Source organism: Cupriavidus sp. 30B13, from assembly GCF_049059565.2.
In the GTDB taxonomy this organism is placed as follows: domain Bacteria; phylum Pseudomonadota; class Gammaproteobacteria; order Burkholderiales; family Burkholderiaceae; genus Cupriavidus.
The window spans coordinates 1,207,533-1,228,352 of the sequence record NZ_CP188223.1 but is presented as its reverse complement, the minus strand read 5'-3'; the positions used below and the strand labels follow the sequence as shown (position 1 = coordinate 1,228,352).

Below are 20,820 nucleotides of genomic sequence, written 5' to 3'. Positions count from 1 at the left end.
GCTTTGTGATACGCGCGCCGCGGCGCGCGTCGAAGTCCGCGCCCGTCTCAGCCCTTGCGCTGGAGCAGCCAGCGGCAGTAGCGCGACACGCCTTCCTCGACCGTGTAGAACGCTTCCTTGTAGCCGGCCGCGCGCAGGCGCGACATGTCGGACTGGGTGTAGCACTGGTACTTGCCGCGCAGCGCGTCGGGGAACTTGATGTATTCCACCAGTCCTTCCTGCACCAGCTCTTCCAGGCTCAGGCGGGGCTTGTCCTCGGCTTCGCGCAGCGTGTTCACCACGGCCGAGGCGATATCGTTGAACGGCTGCGCATGGCCGGTGCCGAGGTTGAAGATGCCCGACTTGTCCGGATGCTCGAGGAAGAACAGGTTGACCTTCACCACGTCTTCCACCGAGACGAAATCGCGCGTATGGCCGCCGGGGCCGTAGCCGCCGTACTCGCCGAACAGCTTCACCGTGCCGTCGGCGCGGAACTGGTTGAAGTTGTGGAACGCCACCGAGGCCATGCGACCCTTGTGCGCTTCGCGCGGGCCATAGACGTTGAAGTAGCGGAAGCCCACGATCTGCGACAGCGCCGACGGCAGCGTGCGCCGCACCACCTGGTCGAACAGGAACTTGGAATAGCCATAGACATTGAGCGGCTGCTCGTGCTCGCGGTCTTCCCTGAACACCTGCGAGGCGCCGTAGGTGGCGGCCGACGAGGCGTAGAGGAACTGCGTGCCCTGCTCCAGGCAGGCTTCCATCAGCGCGCGCGTGTAGCGGTAGTTGTTCTCCATCATGTAGCGGCCGTCGTGCTCCATGGTGTCGGAGCAGGCGCCCTCGTGGAACACCGCGCGCACCTTGCCGAACTCGCCGCGCGCGAAGCGGGCCAGGAATTCGGTCTTGTCGACGTAGTCGCGGATGTCGCAGTCGACCAGGTTGTGGAATTTCTCTGCGCGCGTCAGGTTGTCGACGGCGACGACATTGTCCTCGCCCCGGTCGTTCAGGCCCTTGACGAGGTTGCTGCCGATGAAGCCGGCAGCGCCGGTAACGATGATGGTCATGTGCGTGAGGGCTCGTGCGAGCCGGAAGGCAGCGCCGCGTTTTGCGCCGGCGTGCCGAACAGTTCAGAATAGGTGACCACGGCGGTGCCGAGCTTGCCCACCACGATGGCGCCGGCGCGGTTGGCATGCTGCACGGCTTCCTTGAGCGGCACGCCCGCGCCCAGCATGGTCGCCAGCGTGGCGATCACGGTGTCGCCGGCGCCGGAGACGTCGTAGACCTCGCGCGCCTGCGCCGAGACGTGCAGCACTTCGGCCTCGGTGTAGAGCGTCATGCCTTCTTCCGAGCGCGTCAGCAGCAGCGCTTCGAGCTGCAGCTCGCGGCGCAGGTTCTGGGCGCGGATGGTCAGGTCGGACTCGGTCTTCCAGGCGCCCACCACGTGGCGCATCTCGGCGCGGTTGGGCGTGATCAGCGTGGCGCCGCGATAGCGCGAGTAGTCGTCGCCCTTGGGATCGACCAGCACCAGGCAGCCCGCCGCGCGGCCCGCTTCCACCATGCGGCTCACGTGCGCCAGCCCGCCCTTGCCGTAGTCGGACAGCACCAGCACCTTGTATTCCTTGACCAGGGACAGGAAGCGGTCCTGCACGGAAAGCAGCACCTCGTGCGCGGGCGGATTCTCGAAGTCCACCCGCAGCAGTTGCTGCTGGTGGGCCACCACGCGCAGCTTGATGGTGGTGTTGACGCTGGGGTCGCGGTGCAGGTAGGGCTGCACGTGGCTGGCCGCCAGCAGCGTCTCGAGCGTGCGGCCGGGCTCGTCGTCGCCGACCACGCCGAGCATGCCGACGTTGGCGCCGAGCGCGGCGGCGTTGCGCGCCACGTTGGCCGCGCCGCCGAGACGCTCGTCGCTGCGCTTGATCTGCACGACCGGCACCGGCGCTTCCGGCGAGATGCGCTCCACGTCGCCGAACCAGTAGCGGTCCAGCATCATGTCGCCCGTCACCAGGATGCGGGATTGATTGATCTGTTGCAGCGGAATGTGGTTCTTGCTCATGGAGTCCTTGGCAACGCGGCCCGGTCCGTCAGCCAGTGCGTCGGCTTGTTCTTCCCGTTGGTTTCTCGGTTAGCGCGTCGTGGTCGGCCGCCCGATCGCATGATATTCGATGCCGGCTTCCTGCATGGCCTCGGGCTCGTACAGATTGCGTCCGTCGAAGATGACGGGCGCCGTCAGGCGGCGCTTGATCTGGTTGAAGTCCGGGCTGCGGAAGACCTTCCATTCGGTGACGATGACCAGCGCGTCGGCACCGTCCAGCGTGTCCATCTGGGCGTCGCTGAAATGCACGCGCGCGAAGCCGCCCTCGATGTCGGCGAGGTCGCCCTCCAGCGCGCGGCGCGCCTCCGCCATCGAGATCGGGTCGTGCACGCGCAGGGCCGCGCCGCGCGACACCAGTGCGCGCGCCAGCACCCGCGACGGCGCCTCGCGCATGTCGTCGGTATTGGGCTTGAACGCCAGGCCCCAGACCGCGAAGGTGCGCCCGCCGAGATCCTCGCCGAAGCGGCGCACGATCTTGTCGGCCAGCACCTGCTTCTGCGCGTCGTTGACCGCCTCGACCGCTTCCAGCACGCGCATGGGCTTGCCGTACGCGCTGGCGGTGCGCATCAGCGCCTGCACGTCCTTGGGGAAGCACGAGCCGCCGTAGCCGGCGCCGGCATACAGGAAACTATAGCCGATGCGCGGATCGGAACCGATGCCCATGCGCACCAGCTCGATGTCGGCGCCGACTTCGTCGGCCAGGTTGGCCAGCTCGTTCATGAACGAGATGCGCGTGGCCAGCATCGAGTTGGCGGCGTACTTGGTGAACTCGGCCGAACGCACGTCCATGTAGAAGGTGCGCTCGTGGTTGCGGTTGAACGGCGCATAGAGCTGGCGCATGATCGCCTTGGCGTGGCGGCCCGCGACGTCGGCGTCGCAGCCCAGCACGATGCGGTCGGGGCGCATGAAGTCTTCCACCGCGGCGCCTTCCTTGAGGAACTCGGGGTTCGACACCACCGAGAACTGCAGGTCCTCGAGGCCGCGCCCGGCCAGCTCGGCACGGATCGCCTGCGCCACGCGGTCGCCGGTGCCGACCGGCACGGTCGACTTGTCCACCACCACCTTGAAGCCCGTCATGTGGCGGCCGATGTTGCGCGCCGCCGCCAGCACGTACTGCAGGTCGGCCGAGCCGTCCTCGTCGGGCGGCGTGCCGACCGCGATGAACTGCACGTCGGCGTGCTCGACGCTCGCCGCCACGTCGGTGGAGAAGGTCAGCCGCCCGGCTTCGCGATTGCGCAGGATCAGTTCCTTGAGGCCCGGTTCGTAGATCGGCACCCCGCCGGCGTTGAGCAGCGCGATCTTGCGCTCGTCCACATCGAGGCAGAACACGTCGTTGCCCAGTTCGGCCAGGCAGGCCCCGGTCACTAGACCGACGTAGCCGCTGCCGATTACGGTGACTTTCATAGCTTGTACTCCAGATAGGGATTGGCGTGCGACGCCGGAGCGTCAACCGAGTGCCTCTGAACGGCGCGGCGCGTAGGTCTCCCAACGGTTGCAGCCAGGGCACTGCCAATAGAACAGCCGCGCGCGGAAACCGCATTCGCGGCAGGTATAGCGGGCCAGGTTGCGCGTGCGATGCTGCAGCAGGTCGCGGATCGCCGAGACTTCCTGCGCCTGCGCGATATCCTGGCCGGCGGCCGGCGGCGCCACCGCCGTGGCCGCGGTGCCGGCCGCCGCCGCGTCGGCGGGCGCTTCCTGCGCCTGCGCGGCTTCGGCGGCCTGGGCTTCGAAATACTTGGTCAGGGCCAGCAGCGAAGGCTGCCGGCGCAATTGCTCGCGCATCAGCGCCGCGGCGGCGGGCGCGCCGTGCAGTTCGAGCTCGGCGCGATAAGCGCTGTCGAGCAACTCCGGGGCCAGGCTGGTCTTGAGCAGGCCGCGCAGCCATGCCAGGGCGCGGCCTTCTTCGCCGAGCTGGCGATAGGCATTGACCACGCGGTCCGCCACCAGCGGCAGGTAGGACGCATCCTGCTTTTCGATGCCGAGCCAGTGGCCGAGCGCCCCGGCGATATCGCCGGCGGCCATGGACACGTCGCCCAGCAGCATCGGCGCGCGCACATTGGCGGGATTTTCCTCGATGGCCTGGCGCAGCCAGGCGGTCGCCTCGTCGGGCTGCTTGCGCTGCAGCGCGTCCTGGGCCAGCTCGCAGCAGAACTGGGCGATCTGCACCTTGTAGTCCTTGTGCTCGAGCGGCTGCAGCTCACGCGCGGCGTCGATGGCCTTTTTCCATTCCTTCTCGACTTCGTAGAGTTCGAGCAGCACGTGCTTGGCCGGCGCCGCGTAGGGGCCGGACATCAGGCGCCGCAGCGACTCTTCGGCGCGGTCCAGCAGGCCCGCGCGCAGGTAATCCTGGCCGAGCTCGTAGAGCGCGTGCTCGCGCTCCGCGTCGGGCAGATCCTGGCGGCTGGCCAGGTTCTGGTGCACGCGGATGGCACGCTCGGTCTCGCCGCGCCGGCGGAACAGCGCGCCGAGCGCGAAGTGGAGCTCGGTGGTCTCGGGATCCAGGCGCACCACTTCGATAAAGGCATCGATGGCCTGGTCGGGCTGCTCGTTGAGCAGGAAGTTCAGCCCCTTGAAATAGGAGCGGGGCAAGGCGCCCTGCTCGCTCAGGAGCTGGCGCGCGTCGAAGCGCGCGGCCATCCAGCCGAGGCCGAAGATCAGCGGCAGCGCAAGCAGCCACCAGGTTTCAAAAATCATGGATCAGACTTTCGGGCCGACTACGTTATAAGGAACGCCGGACGCGGCGGCCTGCTGGTCACGCGGGCCTTCGGCCGACTGGCTGCGCGCCTCGCCAAGCGCGCGCTGCAGCCGGCCCATTTCGATGCGCTGGCGCATCAGCGCCGGCGCGACGGCGGCCAGCGCGGCAACGATGCCGAGGCCGAACGCGGCCAGCAGGATCAGGATCAGCGGCGCGCGCCACACGGCGTCGAAGAACAGCCGCAGCGAGGCGTCGGCGGTATTGCGCAGCGCCAGCACGAACAGCAGCGCGAACAGGACAATGCGGATGATCCAGGCGACAAGTTTCATGCGGACGTCAGGCAGATTTCATGCGGACTTCATGCGGCAGGCAGGGAACCGGGCTCCGGCAATGCCGGCCGATGCAAAACGGAACATCGGGCAAGCGCGGCGGCGGCACCCCTCGGTGGATTTCCGGCATTGTAGCGGAATCGCCTCGCGCCAACGGTAACCTCTTGTATGCCCGCATAATGAAAAAGCGCCCCGATGCGGGGCGCTTTCTCGACTATCCAGGCATATTGCGAACGAATCGCCGCAACTCAGGACCGGGCCAGCTTCAGCCCGGCGTCGTCGTGCAGCGTGCCGCCGGCAGCCACTGCCGGCTTGGGCTGTCCGTGCGATGCCGCATGGACCGCGCCCGGCGCCGCGCCGTGGCCATTGCCGTTGGCATTACCGTTGCTGCCGGCGTGACTGCCGTTGGCGGCGGCACCAGCGCCCGAGCCGCCGTTACCGGCAGGCGTCATCAGGCTGCGGTCGACCCGCTCGCGCAACTCCTTGCCCGCCTTGAAGTGCGGCACCCGTTTCTCGGGCACCAGCACCCTTTCGCCGGACTTGGGGTTGCGCCCCACGCGCGGCGGACGCCGGTTCAGACCAAAACTGCCGAATCCGCGAATCTCGATGCGGTGGCCATCGGCCAACGCTTCGGACATCGCATCGAGGATCGTCTTCACCGAGATGTCCGCGTCCCGCAGCAGCAACTGCGGGAAGCGGGCAGCCAGTTTTTCGACAAGCTCGGACTTGGTCATGGGCATCCGCTGGCAGGGGTAGGAACCGATGCTTACTGGCTGTCCTGGCCGAGCTTGGCCTTCAGCAGCGCGCCCAGGTTGGTCGTGCCGGCAGTGCCGGTGTCAGCCTGGAACTTCTGCATCGCTTCTTGCTGCTCTGCGCTGTCCTTGGCCTTGATCGACAGGTTGATGTTGCGCGACTTGCGGTCGACGTTCACCACCAGGGCGGTGATCTGTTCGCCTTCCTTCAGCACGTTGCGGGCGTCTTCCACGCGGTCAGCCGAGATTTCGGATGCACGCAGGTAGCCTTCCACGTCGTCAGCCAGCTGCACCACGGCGCCCTTGGCGTCCACCGTCTTGATGGTGCCGTTGACCAGGGAACCCTTGTCGTTGGCCGAGATGAAGTTGTTGAACGGATCGCCCGACAGCTGCTTGATGCCCAGCGAGATGCGTTCCTTGTCGACGTCGATGCCCAGGACCACGGCTTCCACGTCGTCGCCCTTCTTGTACTTGCGCACGGCTTCTTCGCCGGTTTCCTGCCAGGACAGATCCGACAGGTGAACCAGGCCGTCGATGCCGCCGGGCAGGCCGATGAACACGCCGAAGTCGGTGATCGACTTGATCTGGCCGGCCAGCTTGTCGCCCTTCTTGTGGTTACGGCTGAAATCGTCCCACGGATTGGCCTTGCACTGCTTCATGCCCAGGCTGATACGACGCTTGTCTTCGTCGATATCGAGCACCATGACTTCGACTTCGTCGCCCAGCTGGACAACCTTGGACGGGGCAACGTTCTTGTTGGTCCAGTCCATTTCCGACACGTGCACCAGGCCTTCGATGCCGGCTTCGATCTCGACGAACGCGCCGTAGTCGGTCAGGTTGGTCACCTTGCCGAACAGGCGGGTGCTTTGCGGGTAGCGGCGCGAGATGCCGACCCACGGATCTTCGCCCAGTTGCTTCACGCCCAGCGAGACGCGGTTCTTTTCCTGGTCGAACTTGAGGATCTTGGCGGTGATTTCCTGGCCGACCGACAGCACTTCGCTGGGGTGGCGCACACGGCGCCATGCCAGGTCGGTGATGTGCAGCAGGCCGTCGATGCCACCCAGGTCCACGAACGCGCCGTAGTCGGTGATGTTCTTGACGATACCGTTGACGATGGCGCCTTCCTTCAGGGTTTCCATCAGCTTCTGGCGCTCTTCGCCCAGGGTCGCTTCGACCACGGCGCGGCGCGACAGCACCACGTTGTTGCGCTTGCGATCCAGCTTGATGACCTTGAATTCCAGGGTCTTGCCTTCGTACGGCGTGGTGTCCTTGATCGGACGCACATCGACCAGCGAGCCCGGCAGGAACGCGCGGATGCCGTTGACCATGACGGTCAGGCCGCCCTTGACCTTGCCCGTGACCGTGCCCGAGATGATCTCGCCGTCTTCCAGCGCCTTCTCGAGGTTCAGCCACGATGCCAGGCGCTTGGCCTTGTCGCGGGACAGGATGGTGTCGCCATAGCCGTTCTCGAGCGCGTCGATGGCCACGGAGACGTAGTCGCCGGCCTGCACTTCGAGTTCGCCCTGGTCGTTCAGGAACTCCTCCACCGGCACAAAGGCTTCGGACTTGAGGCCGGCGTTGACGACCACGAAGTTGTGGTCGATGCGCACGACTTCAGCGGAGATCACTTCGCCAGCCTTCATATTGGAGCGGGCGACGGATTCCTCGAACAGTGCGGCAAAGGATTCGTTAGTTTGCAGGTCGGACATAAACTTGTTTAGCAATCCGCAGTACTCGGGCCGGCGCGAGGATCGCGCTCAGTCTGCCTGGGCAGCGGGGTCAGGTTGAACAACACCGGCAGTTCCGCGCACGCGGGCGCTGCCGGCACTTCGGCGCGGGGCGGTCCGGGCGCGGGTCAGCAACCCTGCGCGGCGTACCAGTCCAGCACTTGCGCCACCGCCTGATCCACCGTCATCTCGGAGGTATCGAGCAGTTGCGCATCCGTTGCGGGACGCAGCGGCGCGGCCGTGCGGGTGCGATCCCGCAGGTCGCGCGACTCGAGGTCACGCAAAAGGTCTTCGATATTAGCAGAAATTCCCTTATCAATCAATTGTTTATAGCGCCTGCGAGCGCGCGCCTCGACACTTGCGGTCAGGAACACCTTCAGCCGGGCGTCCGGAAAAATCACGGTGCCCATGTCGCGCCCGTCGGCGACCAGCCCTGGCAGCTTGCGGAAACCGCGCTGCAGCGCCGTCAGCGCGTCGCGCACCGGCTGGTGCACCGCGATGGCCGAGGCGCGGTTGCCGGTGGCCTCGGCGCGGATGGCCAGGCTGACCTCCTCGCCGCTGAGCCAGACCCGGTCCGGACCGAACTTGACATCGAGGCGGGTGGCCAGCTTTGCAAGCCCCTCGACATCCTGCGCGTCGATGCCCGCACGCTCGCTGGCGAGCGCCACCAGGCGATACAAGGCCCCGCTGTCCAGCAAGTGGAAGCTGAGCGCATCGGCCACCTTGTGCGCTACGGTGCCCTTTCCGGAGGCGGTGGGCCCGTCGATTGTGATGACGTCGACGATAGTCATTGCTTATTGAAACAGAACAAAAAATTAACTTCCTGGATAAAAAGCACGCATGCGCCGCGGCAAGCACGCCGTGCTTCAGCCGCGCCCGGTCAGCACCGTTCGCAGCGCATTCTCTTACTGTGGCGCATTCCGCGCCCGACCGCTACTGGGGCAGGCGCGGACAAGCGCGCGCGGTGATCAGCGCGTCACCGTGCCGAACACCTCGAAATAATCGGGGAAGGTCTTGGCCACGCAGCCCGGCTCGTTGATGCGCACCGGCAGCGGCCCGAAGGCGGCCAGCGAGAAGCACATCGCCATGCGGTGGTCGTCGTAGGTATCGATGCCGCCGGCCGGCGTCTGCCATTGCGACGGCGGCGTCACCTTCAGGTAGTCCGCGCCCTCCTCGACCTCCACGCCGAGCTTGCGCAGCTCGGTGGCCATGGCGGCGATGCGGTCGGTTTCCTTGACCCGCCAGCTGGCGATATTGGTCAGCGTGGTGGGGCCGTCGGCGAACAGCGCGGCCACCGCCAGCGTCATGGCGGCGTCCGGGATGTGGTTGCAGTCCAGCTCGATGCCGCGCAGGCGGCCGTCGTCGCGCTCGGTGCCGCGCACTTCGATCCAGTTGGCGCCGGCCATGACGTTGACGCCCATGCGGTTGAGCGCCTCGGCGAACTTCACGTCGCCCTGGATGCTCGACATGCCCACGCCTTCCACCCGCAGCGGACCGCCGCCAATGGCGCCGGCCGCCAGGAAATACGAAGCCGACGAGGCATCGCCTTCGACGAAGATCTCGCCGGGCGAGCGGTAGGCGGCGCGCGCCGGCACGATGAAGCGGGACCAGCCTTCGCGCCTGACGTCGATGCCGAAGCGCGCCAGCAGGTTGAGCGTGATCTCGATGTAGGGCTTGGAAATCAGCTCGCCGACCACCTCGATCTCGATGGCGCCGGTGGCGGCGTCGGCCAGCGGCAGCGTCATCAGCAACGCGGTGAGGAACTGGCTGGACACGTCGCCGCGCACGCGGATCGGCGCGTCGACGCGGATCGGCGCCGGCGAGATCTGCAGCGGCGGATAGCCCTCGGTGCCGAGGTAGTCGACCCTGGCGCCGATCTGGCGCAGGCCGTCGACCAGATCGCCGATGGGCCGCTCGTGCATGCGCGGCACGCCGGACAGCTTGTAGCTGCCGCCCTGCAGCGCCAGCGCCGCGGTCAGCGGGCGGATCGCGGTGCCCGCGTTGCCCATGAACAGCTCGGCCGACTTGTTGGGAAAATTGCCGCCGACGCCGCGCACCACGCACGCGCCGTCTTCCTGGCGCCATTCCACGCCGAGCGTGCGCAGCGCCTGCAGCATCACGCGGGTGTCGTCGGAATCAAGCAGGTCGCATACGCGCGTCTCGCCTTCGGCGAGCGCCGCCAGCAGCAGCACGCGGTTGGAGATGCTTTTGGAGCCCGGCAGGCGGACCGTGCCGGAAGCGCGAGTGAGGGGACCGAGCGTGAGGTGTTCCATGGTCTGCGGGCTGGTTGTGCGGCGGCCCTGCCGGTGGCGGGCCGCCGCGGTGTCAGTGGCGTGGCGGTCAGGGTTCGGCGTTGGCGGCGGGCGCGCGCTGCGCGCCCCACCGCAGGCGCGCCTGGCTGGCGCGCTGGAAAATGCGCTCCAGGCCCGCGCCGTCGCTTTTCTCGATCAGTGTCTTCAGGTGCGCGAGCATGGCCTGGTAGGTGGACAGCTCGCTCAGCAGGGCCTCGCGGTTGCCGACGCAGATATCGCGCCACATTTCCGGCGAGGACGCGGCGATGCGCGTGAAATCGCGGAAGCCGCCGCCGGCGAAATCGAGCTTGAGCGCGGCGTCCTCGGCGTTGGCCACCTGGGCCACCAGCGCGTAGGAGAGCAGGTGCGGCAGATGGCTGACCGCGGCGAACACCGCGTCGTGCTGGACGGCCGACATCACGTCGCAGTGTGCGCCGGCGGTTTCCCACATGGCGCGCACGGCGGCCACGTCGAGGCGGCTGTTTTCCTGCAGCGGGCACAGCACGGCGCGCTTGCCGTCGTAGAGATCGGCCAGCGCGGCCTCGACCCCGTTCAGTTCGCGGCCCGCGATGGGATGCGCCGGCACGAACTGCGCGGCCTTGTCGCCCAGCGCGGTCTTGGCGGCCACGATCACATCGGACTTGGTGCTGCCGGCGTCGGTGACGATGGTGGCGGGCTCGAGATGCGGCTCGAGTGCATGCAGCAGCGCAAAGGTCTGCGCCACGGGCGCGCACAGCACGATCACGCTGGCGCCCCTGGCAGCCTCTTCCAGCGTGGCTGCCTCGTCGATCACGCCGAGCTTGAGCGCGCGCTCGAGCGAAGCCTGCGAGCGGCCCACGCCGACCACGGTGCCGACCGCGCCGGCCCGCTTGAGCGCAAGCGCGAGCGAGCCGCCGATCAGGCCGACGCCGACGATGACGACACGGGAAAAATAGGGAGCGGACGCAGGTTCGGTCACGGAGATACGCTGCCAGGCACGAAAGTTCGGGAATCCGGCATTGTATCCGCTCCGCCCGGCGGCGGCGCCGCCGATTGCGCGGGCGCGGGCCGGAAAGCCGCGGCGAAAGGACTCGGCAAACGGCTCGGCAAAGGGTTCGGCAAAGGCGGCAAGACAGGCCTGCGCACCCTTATCCGAGCGCTTTTTCGAGCGCCGCGATGAAGGCGGCGTTCTCTTCGGGCAGGCCGATGGTCACGCGCAGCCATTGCGGCAGGTTGTAGTTGCCGACCGGGCGCACGATCACGCCCTGCCGGAGCAGCGCCAGGTTGACGCGCGCGCCGGCGCCGTCGTCCTGGCCCACCCGCACCAGCACGAAGTTGCCCGAGGACGGCACGTATTGCAGGCCGAGCCGGTCGAATGCCTCGACCAGCTGCGCCTTGCCGGCGCGGTTCAGCTCGGCGCTGCGCTTGAGGAAGGCCGCGTCGCCCAGCGCCGCGATGGCTGCCGCCTGGGCCAGGCTGTTGACGTTGAACGGCTGGCGGATGCGGTTGAGCAGGTCGGTCAGCCCGGGCTGCGCCACCGCGTAGCCGACGCGCAGGCCGGCCAGGCCGTAGGCCTTGGAGAAGGTGCGCGAGACCAGCAGGTTCGGGTATTGGCGCACCCACGCCACCGAGTCGTACTGCTGCGCGTCGTCCAGGTATTCGTTGTAGGCCTCGTCCAGCACCACCACCACGCCGGCCGGCACCTTGGCCAGGAAGCGTTCGATGGCGGCCGCCGGCAGGAAGGTGCCGGTCGGGTTGTTGGGGTTGGCGATGAAGACCAGGCGCGTGTCCGGCGCGATGGCGGCGGCCATCGCCTCGAGGTCGTGGCCGTAGTCGCGCGCCTTGACCTCGATCGCGCGCGCGCCGACTTCCTGCGTGGCCAGCGCGTACACCGCGAACGAGTGCTCGGCATAGACGATCGACTCGCCCGGCCTGACCAGCGCGTGCGCGGCGATCTCCAGGATGTCGTTGCTGCCGTTGCCCAGTGTCAGCCATTCGGCCGGCACGCCGAAGCGGGCCGACAGCGCGGCCTTCAGCTCGAAGCCGTTGGCATCGGGGTAGCGGCCCAGCTCGGCCACCGCGGCCGCGATGGCGGTGCGGGCGGATTCGGGCATGCCGAGAGGGTTCTCGTTCGAGGCCAGCTTGACGATGGCGGCTTCGTCCAGGCCGAACTCGCGCGCCACCTCGGAAATCGGCTTGCCCGCCACGTACGGAGAAATCGCCCGCACGTACTCGGGACCGAATTGCTTGCCCTGCTCTGCCATGTCGACTCCTTGCTGATCGCTGTCTTGCTGTCTGCTTGCTGTCTTGATTTGCTGCCTTACTTGCTGGACGGGTACGAGCCCAGCACCTTGAAATAGGCCGCGTTACGGCGCAGTTCCTCCAGCGCGCGCGCCACCGCCGCGTCGTTCTGGTGGCCTTCCACGTCGACGTAGAAGTAATACTCCCACGCGCCGCTGCGCGCGGGGCGCGACTCGAAGCGGCACATCGACACGCCGTTGTCGGCCAGCGGCGCGAGCAACTGGTAGACCGCGCCGGCCTTGTTCGGCACCGACAGGATCATCGAGGTCTGGTCGCTGCCCGAGGGCTCGGTCTCGTAGCGCCCGATCACGGCGAAGCGCGTGCGGTTGTGCGGATCGTCCTGGATATGCGTGCGCACCAGGTGCAGGTGATAGCGGTTGGCCGCCGACTCGCCGGCGATGGCCGCGACGGTCGGGTCCTCGCTCGCCATGCGCGCGGCTTCCGCGTTGCTCGACACCGCCTGGCGCTCCAGATGCGGATAGTTGGCCGTGAGCCAGTGCTGGCACTGCGCCAGCGCCTGCGCGTGGGCGCGCACCACGGTCACGCCCTTCATGTCGGGCGACGACGCCATCAGGTTGTGGTGCACCTTGAGCGCGATCTCGCCGCTGATCTTGAGCGAGGTCTGCAGGAACAGGTCGAGCGTGCGCGACACCGCGCCCTCGGTGGAGTTTTCCACCGGCACCACGCCGTACTCGACGGTGCCGGCTTCCACCGCGCGGAACACCTCGTCGATGCTCGGGCACGGCACGCCGCTCACTTCATGGCCGAAATGCGCATACAGCGCCTGCTCGGAGAAGGTGCCGGCCGGGCCGAGGAAGGCCACTTCGAGCGGCTTCTCCAGCCCGCGGCAGGCCGACATCACTTCGCGCCAGATCGCCGCCACGCTGTCGTCGAGCAGCGGGCCCGGATTGGCGCCCTGGACCTTGCGGATCACCTGCAGCTCGCGCTCCGGGCGGAACACCGGCGCGCCGTACTTCTTCTTGACCTCGCCCACGTCGAGCGCGAGCTGCGCGCGGCGGTTGAGCATCGAAAGCAGCTCGCGGTCGAGCGTATCGATCTGCTCGCGCAGCGGCGTCAGCTCGACGCCGAGCGCCTTCTCGGCCGCGGCGTTGTCCTGCTGCGCCGCCTCCTGCGCACTGTGCTTGTCTTGGTTTGTCATCGTATGGATCCGCTTCGCCGCTTCGTTGCAAGACGGCTCTGAAAAAGACCGGTTTGCGCCATCTCCGCGCCATCCCGAGCGAGGATGCGCGGCATGGCGCGGGCCGGCCGCGCCATGCCGGGGGGAAAACGCTCAGGCCGCGCTGCGTTCGAACTCGCGCATGTATTCGATCAGCGCCAGCACGCCGTCGAGCGGCATGGCGTTGTACAGGCTGGCGCGCATGCCGCCGACCGACTTGTGGCCCTTGAGCTGCACCAGCCCGTTGGCGCGCGCGCCGGCCAGGAAGGCTTCGTTGCGCGACTCGTCGGCGAGGAAGAACGGCACGTTCATGCGCGAGCGGCTGGCCGGATCGATGTCGTTGCGGTAGAACGCGCTCTGGTCCAGGAACCGGTACAGCGCGCTCGCCTTGGCGATGTTGCGCTGCTCGATCGCGTCGACGCCGCCCTGGGCCTTGAGCCACTTGAAGACCAGGCCGGCAATGTAGATGGCGTAGGTCGGCGGCGTGTTGTACATCGAGTTGTGCTCGGCCACCAGGCGCCAGTCGAAGGCGGACGGGCACAGCGGATGCGCGTGGCCCAGCAGGTCTTCGCGCACGATCACGATGGTCACGCCGGCCGGGCCGATGTTCTTCTGCGCGCCGCCGTAGGCGACCTGGATGCGCGACCAGTCCACCGGGCGCGAGAGGATGTGGCTGGAGACGTCGGCCACCACCACCGGGCCGCCGTCGCGGCTCTGACCGATGTCGGGCACGTCCTGGAACTCGACGCCGCCGATGGTCTCGTTGGTGCACAGGTGCACGTAGGCCGCGTCGTCGGACAGCTTCCATTCGGACACGTCGGGGATGCGCGTGAATTTCTGCGCGGCGCTGGTGGCGGCGACATTGACCTCGCCATAGCGGCGCGCCTCCTGCTCGGACTTCACCGACCAGCTGCCGGTCACGACGAAATCGGCCTTGGGACGCTCGGCGTTCACGCGGCGCATCAGGTTCAGCGGCACGATGCCGTTCTCGCCGATGGCGCCGCCCTGCAGGAACAGGATGCGGAAGTTCTTCGGCACGTGCAGCAACTCGCGCAGGTTGGCCAGCGCCTCGGCCTGGATGCCTTCGAACTCGCGGCTGCGGTGGCTCATTTCCATGACCGACACCCCCGTGCCATGCCACGACAGCATCTCCTCTGCCGCCTGCAGCAGCACTTCGGTCGGCAGCGCTGCCGGACCGGGCGAGAAGTTATAGACACGCTCGGCCACGGCGCGCTGCATCATGGCGGCAAGTGCTGGATTCTGGGGTTCGTTCATGGAAGTAAGAATGAAAAATGGCTGCCGGTGTAGACCAAGCAGCCATTATCCCTCAAACCCGCACCGCAATGGGGAGACGGGGGCAGCGCCCCCGCTCCGGGCGGCCGGGTTGCCGGCCTGCGCAGCAGCTTACTTCGACGCGGCGGCGATTTCCTTCTCGGCGGCGTCGCGCATCGACTTGCCGACCTGCGGGCCGTACTTCTGCATCATCGAGCCCCAGATTTCCTGGGTAGCCTTGCCCTGGTTGGCCATGAACTTCTGGCCCGTGGGCGACTTCAGGAAGGTGGTCAGGTCGCGGATTTCCTGCGCGCTGTAGTACTTGGCGAAGGCGTCATAGTGCGCCTTGATGGCGTCGCTCTTGAAGCCGTCGGTGGTGAAGGCCTGGCCGGCGCCATCGACCATGCGCTGCACCGCGCCGTTCTTCTTCAGCTTGTCGACAGCGGCCTGCTTCTGCTTGTCGTTGAGCGTCTTGTTCTCGACGAGGACCTGTTCCAGGACCATGGGCGCTTCCTGCTTGGCGCCCTGCTGCCAGTTGTCGGCCTGGCCCTTCACGGCCTGGTCGGCCTGCATCACCGTCAGCAGTTCCTTGATGGCCGCGGTCTTGTCCGCGTCCTGGGCCTGAGCCTGGGCATGCGCCGCGCCGGCCAGCATCATGGCCGGCACGAAGGCAGCCAGAACAGCGATACGTCGATAGGTCTTGAGCATTGTGACTCCCTTGAATATGTCCGTTTTAGTCCCGCCGCCGGCAATCGAGTTCCGGCCCGCGGTCCAATGTTGCAACAACTTACGAATTCGATCCCGTATCCGGCGTGCCCGCCTCGGTGTCGTCAGGCGTACCGGCCTGCTCCCCCTGCGCGGCACCTTCGGCGCCATCCGCCTCGGCCGCGTCGGACTCGTCACCCGCGACGCCGTTGTCGGCATCGCTCTCGACGATCCGCTGCAGCCCGGACAGCTTGGTGCCTTCGTCCACGTTGATCAGCGTGACGCCCTGCGTGGCGCGGCCCATTTCGCGAATCTCGGCCACGCGTGTGCGGATCAGCACGCCGCCGGTCGTGATCAGCATGATCTCGTCGTCCGGCGATACCAGCGCCGCGGCCACCACCCGGCCGTTGCGCTCGCTCGTCTGGATCGCAATCATGCCCTTGGTGCCACGGCCGTGTCGAGTGTATTCGGCGATCGGCGTGCGCTTGCCGTAGCCGTTCTCGGTGGCGGTCAGCACGCTGCCGACCGTGCCGGCCTGCTCGCTGGTCTCGGCCGGCGCCACCAGCATGGCGATCACGCTCTGGCTGTCTTCCAGGTTCATGCCGCGCACGCCGCGCGCCTGGCGGCCCATCGGGCGCACGTCGTTCTCGTCGAAGCGCACGGCCTTGCCGGCGTCGGAGAACAGCATCACGTCGTGCTGGCCGTCGGTGACGGCGGCGCCGATGAGGTAGTCGCCCTCATCGAGGTCCACCGCGATGATGCCGGCCTTGCGCGGGTTGGAGAACTCGGTCAGCGCGGTCTTCTTCACGGTGCCGCGCGCGGTGCTCATGAAGATGAAATGCTCTGCGTCGAACTGGCGCACCGGCAGGATGACGTTGATCTTCTCGCCGTCGGACAGCGGGAACATGTTGACGATCGGCCGGCCGCGCGAGTTGCGCGAACCCTGCGGCACCTCGTACACCTTGAGCCAGTACAGGCGGCCGCGGTTGGAGAAGCACAGGATGTAGTCGTGGGTGTTCGCCACGAACAGCGTGTCGATCCAGTCGTCTTCCTTGGTGGCGGTCGCCAGCTTGCCGCGCCCGCCCCGCTTCTGCGCGCGGTATTCGGAGATCGGCTGGCTCTTCATGTAGCCGCTGTGCGACAGCGTCACCACCATGTCCTGCGGCGTGATCAGATCCTCGGTATCGAGCTCGGTCGCGTTGAGCTCGATATGCGAGCGGCGCGCGTCGCCGAATTCGGCGCGGATCGCGGTCAGTTCGTCGACGATGATGGTGCTGATGCGCTCGGGCCGCGACAGGATGTCGAGCAGGTCGGCGATTTCCGCCATGATGTCGCGGTATTCCTGGACGATCTTGTCCTGTTCCAGGCCGGTCAGGCGCTGCAGGCGCATCTGCAGGATTTCCTGCGCCTGCGAGTCGGACAGGCGGTACAGGCCGTCGCCCTGCATGCCGAAGATGGCCGGCAGGCCGTCCGGGCGATAGGAAGCGCGGCCGCCCGGCGTCTCGCCCTCGGCGCGCGACAGCATCTCGCGCACCAGGCTCGAATCCCACGCCTTGGCCATCAGGCCCTGCTTGGCGATCGGCGGGGTCGGCGCGGCCTTGATGATGGCGATGAACTCGTCGATGTTCGCCAGCGCCACCGCCAGGCCTTCCAGCACGTGGCCGCGCTCGCGCGCCTTGCGCAGCTCGAACACGGTGCGGCGGGTGACCACTTCGCGCCGGTGCGACAGGAAGCAGTCCAGCATCTGGCGCAGGTTCAGCAGGCGCGGCTGGCCGTCGACCAGCGCCACCATGTTCATGCCGAAGGTGTCCTGCAGCTGGGTGTGCTTGTAGAGATTGTTGAGCACCACCTCCGGCACTTCGTTGCGCTTGAGCTCGATCACCACGCGCATGCCGGACTTGTCGGACTCGTCGCGGATATCCGAGATGCCTTCGACCTTCTTGTCGGTGACCAGCTCGGCGATGCGCTCGAGCAGGGTGCGCTTGTTGACCTGGTAGGGCAGCTCGTCGACGATGATCGCCTGGCGCTGGCCGCGGTCGATGTCCTCGAAGTGCGTCTTGGCGCGCATCACCACACGGCCGCGGCCGGTGCGGTAGCCCTCGCGCACGCCCTGGATGCCGTAGATGATGCCGGCGGTCGGGAAGTCCGGCGCCGGGATCAGCTCGATCAGCTCGTCCACCGTGGCCTGCGGATTGCGCAGCAGGTGCAGGCAGCCGTCGACCACTTCGTTGAGGTTGTGTGGCGGGATATTGGTGGCCATGCCCACCGCGATGCCCGACGAACCATTAATCAGCAGATTGGGGATGCGCGCCGGGAGAATCTGCGGCTCATTTTCGGAACCGTCATAATTCGGCCCGAAATCGACAGTTTCCTTGTCGATGTCCAGCAGCATCTCGTGGGCAATCTTGGACAGGCGGATTTCGGTATAACGCATGGCGGCTGCGTTATCCCCGTCCACCGAACCGAAATTCCCCTGGCCGTCGACCAGCATGTAGCGCAGCGAGAAATTCTGCGCCATGCGGACGATCGTATCGTATACAGCAGTGTCGCCGTGGGGGTGGTACTTACCGATCACATCCCCCACGATACGCGCCGATTTCTTGTACGGCCGGTTCCAGTCGTTGTTCAGCTCATGCATCGCATAGAGCACACGCCGGTGTACCGGCTTCAGGCCATCCCGCACATCGGGAAGCGCGCGCCCGACAATCACGCTCATCGCGTAATCGAGATAGGAGCGGCGCATTTCCTCTTCGAGGGAGACCGGAAGGGTTTCTTTGGCGAATTGATCCATTGCGGCGTGGGTTATGCGGCGAATTTAAACAGAAGGCACCCAGGTGAATCGCCATTCGCCGGGACGGCGTCTGACAGCAGGGCAACGTGGCATTCTAACATGCCCGGCACCCCGCCCCCGCAGCCGCGGCAGGCCCGCGCGGCGGGCCTCGCGCGGGCCCGCAAACGGGTGCGAGGCGCCCGGACCGAAAACCTGCAAGCCCGGCCAGACAAGGGTTTCCGGGCATCGCAAGGGCCATGTTGCACAAACACCACAGGCCTAAAACCCATTGATTGAATCGAATATATTTACTTCTTAGGAAACGAGGCTTGTGGCACAATTCCCCAGCGAAGAGCCAGACATTGTTCGAAGTGGAGCATACACCGCATCGAGAATGTTATACTCCGAAGAATGTATGACTTGTTTCCGTCCATTTGCTCGCAGTAACCCTGCGGTGATCTCATCCTGAGAGGAGAAATATGAAAAAATTTGCCAAGCTCGCGCTCGTTGCAGCTACCGCAGTAATGGCTGCATCCGCTCAAGCCCAGTCCGTCCCCTACGAAAAGAAGGCTGTGAACGATAACTGGGGCAACGGTACGAGCGAGTACGTGTGGAAGAACGGCACGAACGAGCTTTGCTGGCGCGATAGCTCGTGGACCCCGGCCACCGCCAACGCCCTGTGCGATGGCGCCCTGGCTCCGGCGTCCGCTCCGGTTGCTCAACCGCCCGCACCGGTTGCTCCGCCGGTTGTCTCCAGCGAGAAGGTCACTTTCGCTGCCGACACCCTGTTCGATTTCGACAAGGCCGTGCTGAAGCCCGAAGGCAAGGCAAAGCTGGACGACCTGGTCTCCAAGCTGTCCGGCATCACCCTGGAAGTCATCATCGCCGTTGGCCATACCGACTCGTTCGGTTCGGACAAGTACAACGATCGCCTGTCGATCCGTCGTGCCGAAGCCGTCAAGGCCTATCTGGTGAGCAAGGGCGTGGAAGCCAACCGTGTCTACACGGAAGGCAAGGGCAAGCGTCAGCTGAAGGTCGATCCGAAGTCGTGCAAGGGCAACCGCACCGCACAAATCGCCTGCCAGCAGCCGAACCGCCGCGTGGAAGTCGAAGTGGTCGGCACCCGCAGCGCACGTTAATCGGATTCCTTCCGATGAAGAAAAGCCCAGCGCAAGCTGGGCTTTTTTTTTGATACAGTGCCGCAATACCCTCCGCTTCCACGCTGCCGCACCGGCTGCGCGCCAAACTCCATGACGCAGATCTCCACGCCGCACCACCCCACCCTGGAAACCACCCTGCTCGGCAAGAACGCCGACGCCCGCGAAATCGACAAGTTCAGCGAACTGGCCCACCGCTGGTGGGACCCGGAAAGCGAGTTCAAGCCATTGCACGAGCTCAACCCGCTGCGGCTGGGCTGGATCGACGGCATCGCCAGCCTGGACGGCAAGCAGGTGGTCGACGTCGGCTGCGGCGGCGGCATCCTGGCCGAGAGCATGGCGCGCAGCGGCGCCACCGTGCGCGGCATCGACCTGTCCGCCAAGGCGCTGCGCGTGGCCGACCTGCACAGCCTGGAGTCCGGCGTATCGGTGACATACGAGGAGATCGCCGCCGAAGCGCTGGCGCAGCGCATGCCCGCCAGCGTCGACGTGGTGACCTGCATGGAAATGCTCGAGCACGTGCCCGACCCGCAATCCGTCGTGCGCGCCTGCGCCACCCTGGTGCGGCCCGGCGGCACGGTGTTCTTCTCCACCATCAACCGCAACCTCAAAGCCTACCTGCTGGCCGTGGTCGGCGCCGAGTACCTGCTCAAGATGCTGCCGCGCGGCACGCACGACTACGACAAGTTCATCACGCCCGCCGAACTCGCGCGCTACGCGCGCAACGTCGGGCTCGAACTGATCGAGATGCGCGGCATGCGCTACAACCCGCTGACCCAGGTCTATTCGCTGGGCCGCGACACCGACGTGAACTATCTGATGGCATTCCGCCGGCCCGCCTGAACATGCTGACCTTCGACGCAGTCTTCTTCGATCTCGACGGCACCCTGGCCGACACCGCCCCGGACCTCGCCGCCGCCGCCAACCGCCTGGTCGCCGAACATGGCCGCCCCCCCGTGGCCTATGAAAAGCTGCGCCCGGTGGCATCGCACGGCGCGCGCGGGCTGATCGGCGCCGCCTTCGGCAAGAGCCCGGCCGATCCAGAGTTTCCCGCCCTGCGCGACACCTTCCTCGACTACTACGAGGCCGACATCGCCGTGCACACGCACCTGTTCGAAGGCATGGGCGAGGTGCTGGACGCCCTCGAGGCAGCCGGCATCCGCTGGGGCATCGTCACCAACAAGGTCACCCGCTTCACCACGCCCCTGGTGGCCGCCATCGGCCTGGCGCCGCGCGCCTCGGCAGTGGTCAGCGGCGACACCACGCCGCATGCCAAGCCCCACCCCGCCCCGCTGCTGCACGCCGCCGAGGTCAGCGGCGTGGCTCCCGCGCGCTGCGTGTACGTGGGCGACGACCTGCGCGACATCCAGGCCGGCAAGGCCGCCGGCATGGCCACCGTCACCGCAGCCTACGGCTACTGCGGCGAAGGCGAGCCGCCCGAGGAATGGGGCGCTGACTACCTGGTGCGCCATCCGAGCGAACTGATCGCGCTGCTGACGCCGGCCGCGCGCCGCTAGTCCCCGGAATCGGCAGCGGGACGCGCCCTACACTTCAGGCCGCCAACGGAGTACAATCCCATTTCTTGACACTGTTC

The 20,820-nt window shown here is 66.8% G+C and carries 18 protein-coding genes; 3 read left to right on the top strand and 15 right to left on the bottom strand.

Annotation, left to right across the window (positions count from 1 at the left end):
- Window positions 1–47: 47 nt before the first annotated feature.
- From rfaD to gyrA, 15 genes are all read right to left on the bottom strand, one after another.
- Entirely contained in the window at window positions 48–1,043 is a 996-nt protein-coding gene (gene rfaD / locus ACKI2N_RS05720; RefSeq protein ID WP_420992865.1) for an ADP-glyceromanno-heptose 6-epimerase, read from the bottom strand.
- Complete coding sequence (rfaE1, locus tag ACKI2N_RS05715; protein WP_420992866.1) at window positions 1,040–2,032, bottom strand: D-glycero-beta-D-manno-heptose-7-phosphate kinase; 993 nt, start codon at window positions 2,030–2,032, stop codon at window positions 1,040–1,042. Before rfaE1 ends, rfaD begins: the two co-directional genes overlap by 4 nt.
- A gap of 69 nt (window positions 2,033–2,101) precedes the next feature.
- Window positions 2,102–3,475, bottom strand: coding sequence for a UDP-glucose dehydrogenase family protein (locus tag ACKI2N_RS05710; protein ID WP_420992867.1), 1,374 nt, complete (start codon window positions 3,473–3,475; stop codon window positions 2,102–2,104).
- Between the two features lie 42 nt (window positions 3,476–3,517).
- Window positions 3,518–4,765: a lipopolysaccharide assembly protein LapB gene (gene lapB / locus ACKI2N_RS05705; RefSeq protein WP_420992868.1), complete on the bottom strand. Its 1,248-nt coding sequence runs from the start codon at window positions 4,763–4,765 to the stop codon at window positions 3,518–3,520.
- A 3-nt stretch (window positions 4,766–4,768) separates the two neighbouring features.
- Complete coding sequence (locus tag ACKI2N_RS05700; protein ID WP_420992869.1) at window positions 4,769–5,095, bottom strand: lipopolysaccharide assembly protein LapA domain-containing protein; 327 nt, start codon at window positions 5,093–5,095, stop codon at window positions 4,769–4,771.
- A gap of 248 nt (window positions 5,096–5,343) precedes the next feature.
- Window positions 5,344–5,829, bottom strand: a complete 486-nt coding sequence (locus ACKI2N_RS05695) for an integration host factor subunit beta (RefSeq protein ID WP_420992870.1) — start codon at window positions 5,827–5,829, stop codon at window positions 5,344–5,346.
- Between the two features lie 32 nt (window positions 5,830–5,861).
- Complete coding sequence (gene rpsA, locus ACKI2N_RS05690) at window positions 5,862–7,556, bottom strand: 30S ribosomal protein S1 (protein ID WP_420992918.1); 1,695 nt, start codon at window positions 7,554–7,556, stop codon at window positions 5,862–5,864.
- A 146-nt stretch (window positions 7,557–7,702) separates the two neighbouring features.
- Window positions 7,703–8,365: a (d)CMP kinase gene (gene cmk / locus ACKI2N_RS05685; RefSeq protein ID WP_420992871.1), complete on the bottom strand. Its 663-nt coding sequence runs from the start codon at window positions 8,363–8,365 to the stop codon at window positions 7,703–7,705.
- Between the two features lie 177 nt (window positions 8,366–8,542).
- The gene (gene aroA, locus ACKI2N_RS05680) at window positions 8,543–9,847 is read right to left on the bottom strand and encodes a 3-phosphoshikimate 1-carboxyvinyltransferase (RefSeq protein ID WP_420992872.1); all 1,305 of its coding nucleotides are present in this window, start codon (window positions 9,845–9,847) and stop codon (window positions 8,543–8,545) included.
- A gap of 67 nt (window positions 9,848–9,914) precedes the next feature.
- Window positions 9,915–10,823 (bottom strand): prephenate dehydrogenase, encoded by a 909-nt coding sequence (locus tag ACKI2N_RS05675; RefSeq protein ID WP_420992873.1) that lies wholly within the window; start codon window positions 10,821–10,823, stop codon window positions 9,915–9,917.
- 169 nt (window positions 10,824–10,992) lie between these two features.
- Window positions 10,993–12,108 (bottom strand): histidinol-phosphate transaminase, encoded by a 1,116-nt coding sequence (gene hisC / locus ACKI2N_RS05670; RefSeq protein ID WP_420992874.1) that lies wholly within the window; start codon window positions 12,106–12,108, stop codon window positions 10,993–10,995.
- Window positions 12,109–12,164: 56 nt separating this feature from the next.
- Window positions 12,165–13,304 carry a prephenate dehydratase gene (pheA, locus tag ACKI2N_RS05665; protein ID WP_420992875.1) on the bottom strand — a complete coding sequence of 380 codons (1,140 nt, stop codon included), beginning with the start codon at window positions 13,302–13,304 and terminating at the stop codon, window positions 12,165–12,167.
- Window positions 13,305–13,436: 132 nt separating this feature from the next.
- The gene (serC, locus tag ACKI2N_RS05660; RefSeq protein ID WP_420992876.1) at window positions 13,437–14,597 is read right to left on the bottom strand and encodes a 3-phosphoserine/phosphohydroxythreonine transaminase; all 1,161 of its coding nucleotides are present in this window, start codon (window positions 14,595–14,597) and stop codon (window positions 13,437–13,439) included.
- Between the two features lie 129 nt (window positions 14,598–14,726).
- Entirely contained in the window at window positions 14,727–15,302 is a 576-nt protein-coding gene (locus ACKI2N_RS05655; protein ID WP_420992877.1) for a DUF2059 domain-containing protein, read from the bottom strand.
- Window positions 15,303–15,381: 79 nt separating this feature from the next.
- Window positions 15,382–18,090, bottom strand: a complete 2,709-nt coding sequence (gene gyrA, locus ACKI2N_RS05650; protein ID WP_420992878.1) for a DNA gyrase subunit A — start codon at window positions 18,088–18,090, stop codon at window positions 15,382–15,384.
- 458 nt (window positions 18,091–18,548) lie between these two features.
- On the opposite strand from gyrA, the gene ompA reads away from it, so the two are divergent.
- The 3 genes from ompA to gph all read left to right on the top strand — a co-directional run bounded on the left by ompA (window position 18,549) and on the right by gph (window position 20,743).
- On the top strand, window positions 18,549–19,208 hold the full coding sequence (gene ompA, locus ACKI2N_RS05645; RefSeq protein ID WP_420992879.1) for an outer membrane protein OmpA: 660 nt from the start codon (window positions 18,549–18,551) through the stop codon (window positions 19,206–19,208).
- A 111-nt stretch (window positions 19,209–19,319) separates the two neighbouring features.
- Window positions 19,320–20,069 (top strand): bifunctional 2-polyprenyl-6-hydroxyphenol methylase/3-demethylubiquinol 3-O-methyltransferase UbiG, encoded by a 750-nt coding sequence (gene ubiG / locus ACKI2N_RS05640; RefSeq protein WP_420992880.1) that lies wholly within the window; start codon window positions 19,320–19,322, stop codon window positions 20,067–20,069.
- A 2-nt stretch (window positions 20,070–20,071) separates the two neighbouring features.
- Entirely contained in the window at window positions 20,072–20,743 is a 672-nt protein-coding gene (gene gph, locus ACKI2N_RS05635; protein WP_420992881.1) for a phosphoglycolate phosphatase, read from the top strand.
- The last annotated feature ends 77 nt before the right edge of the window (window positions 20,744–20,820 follow it).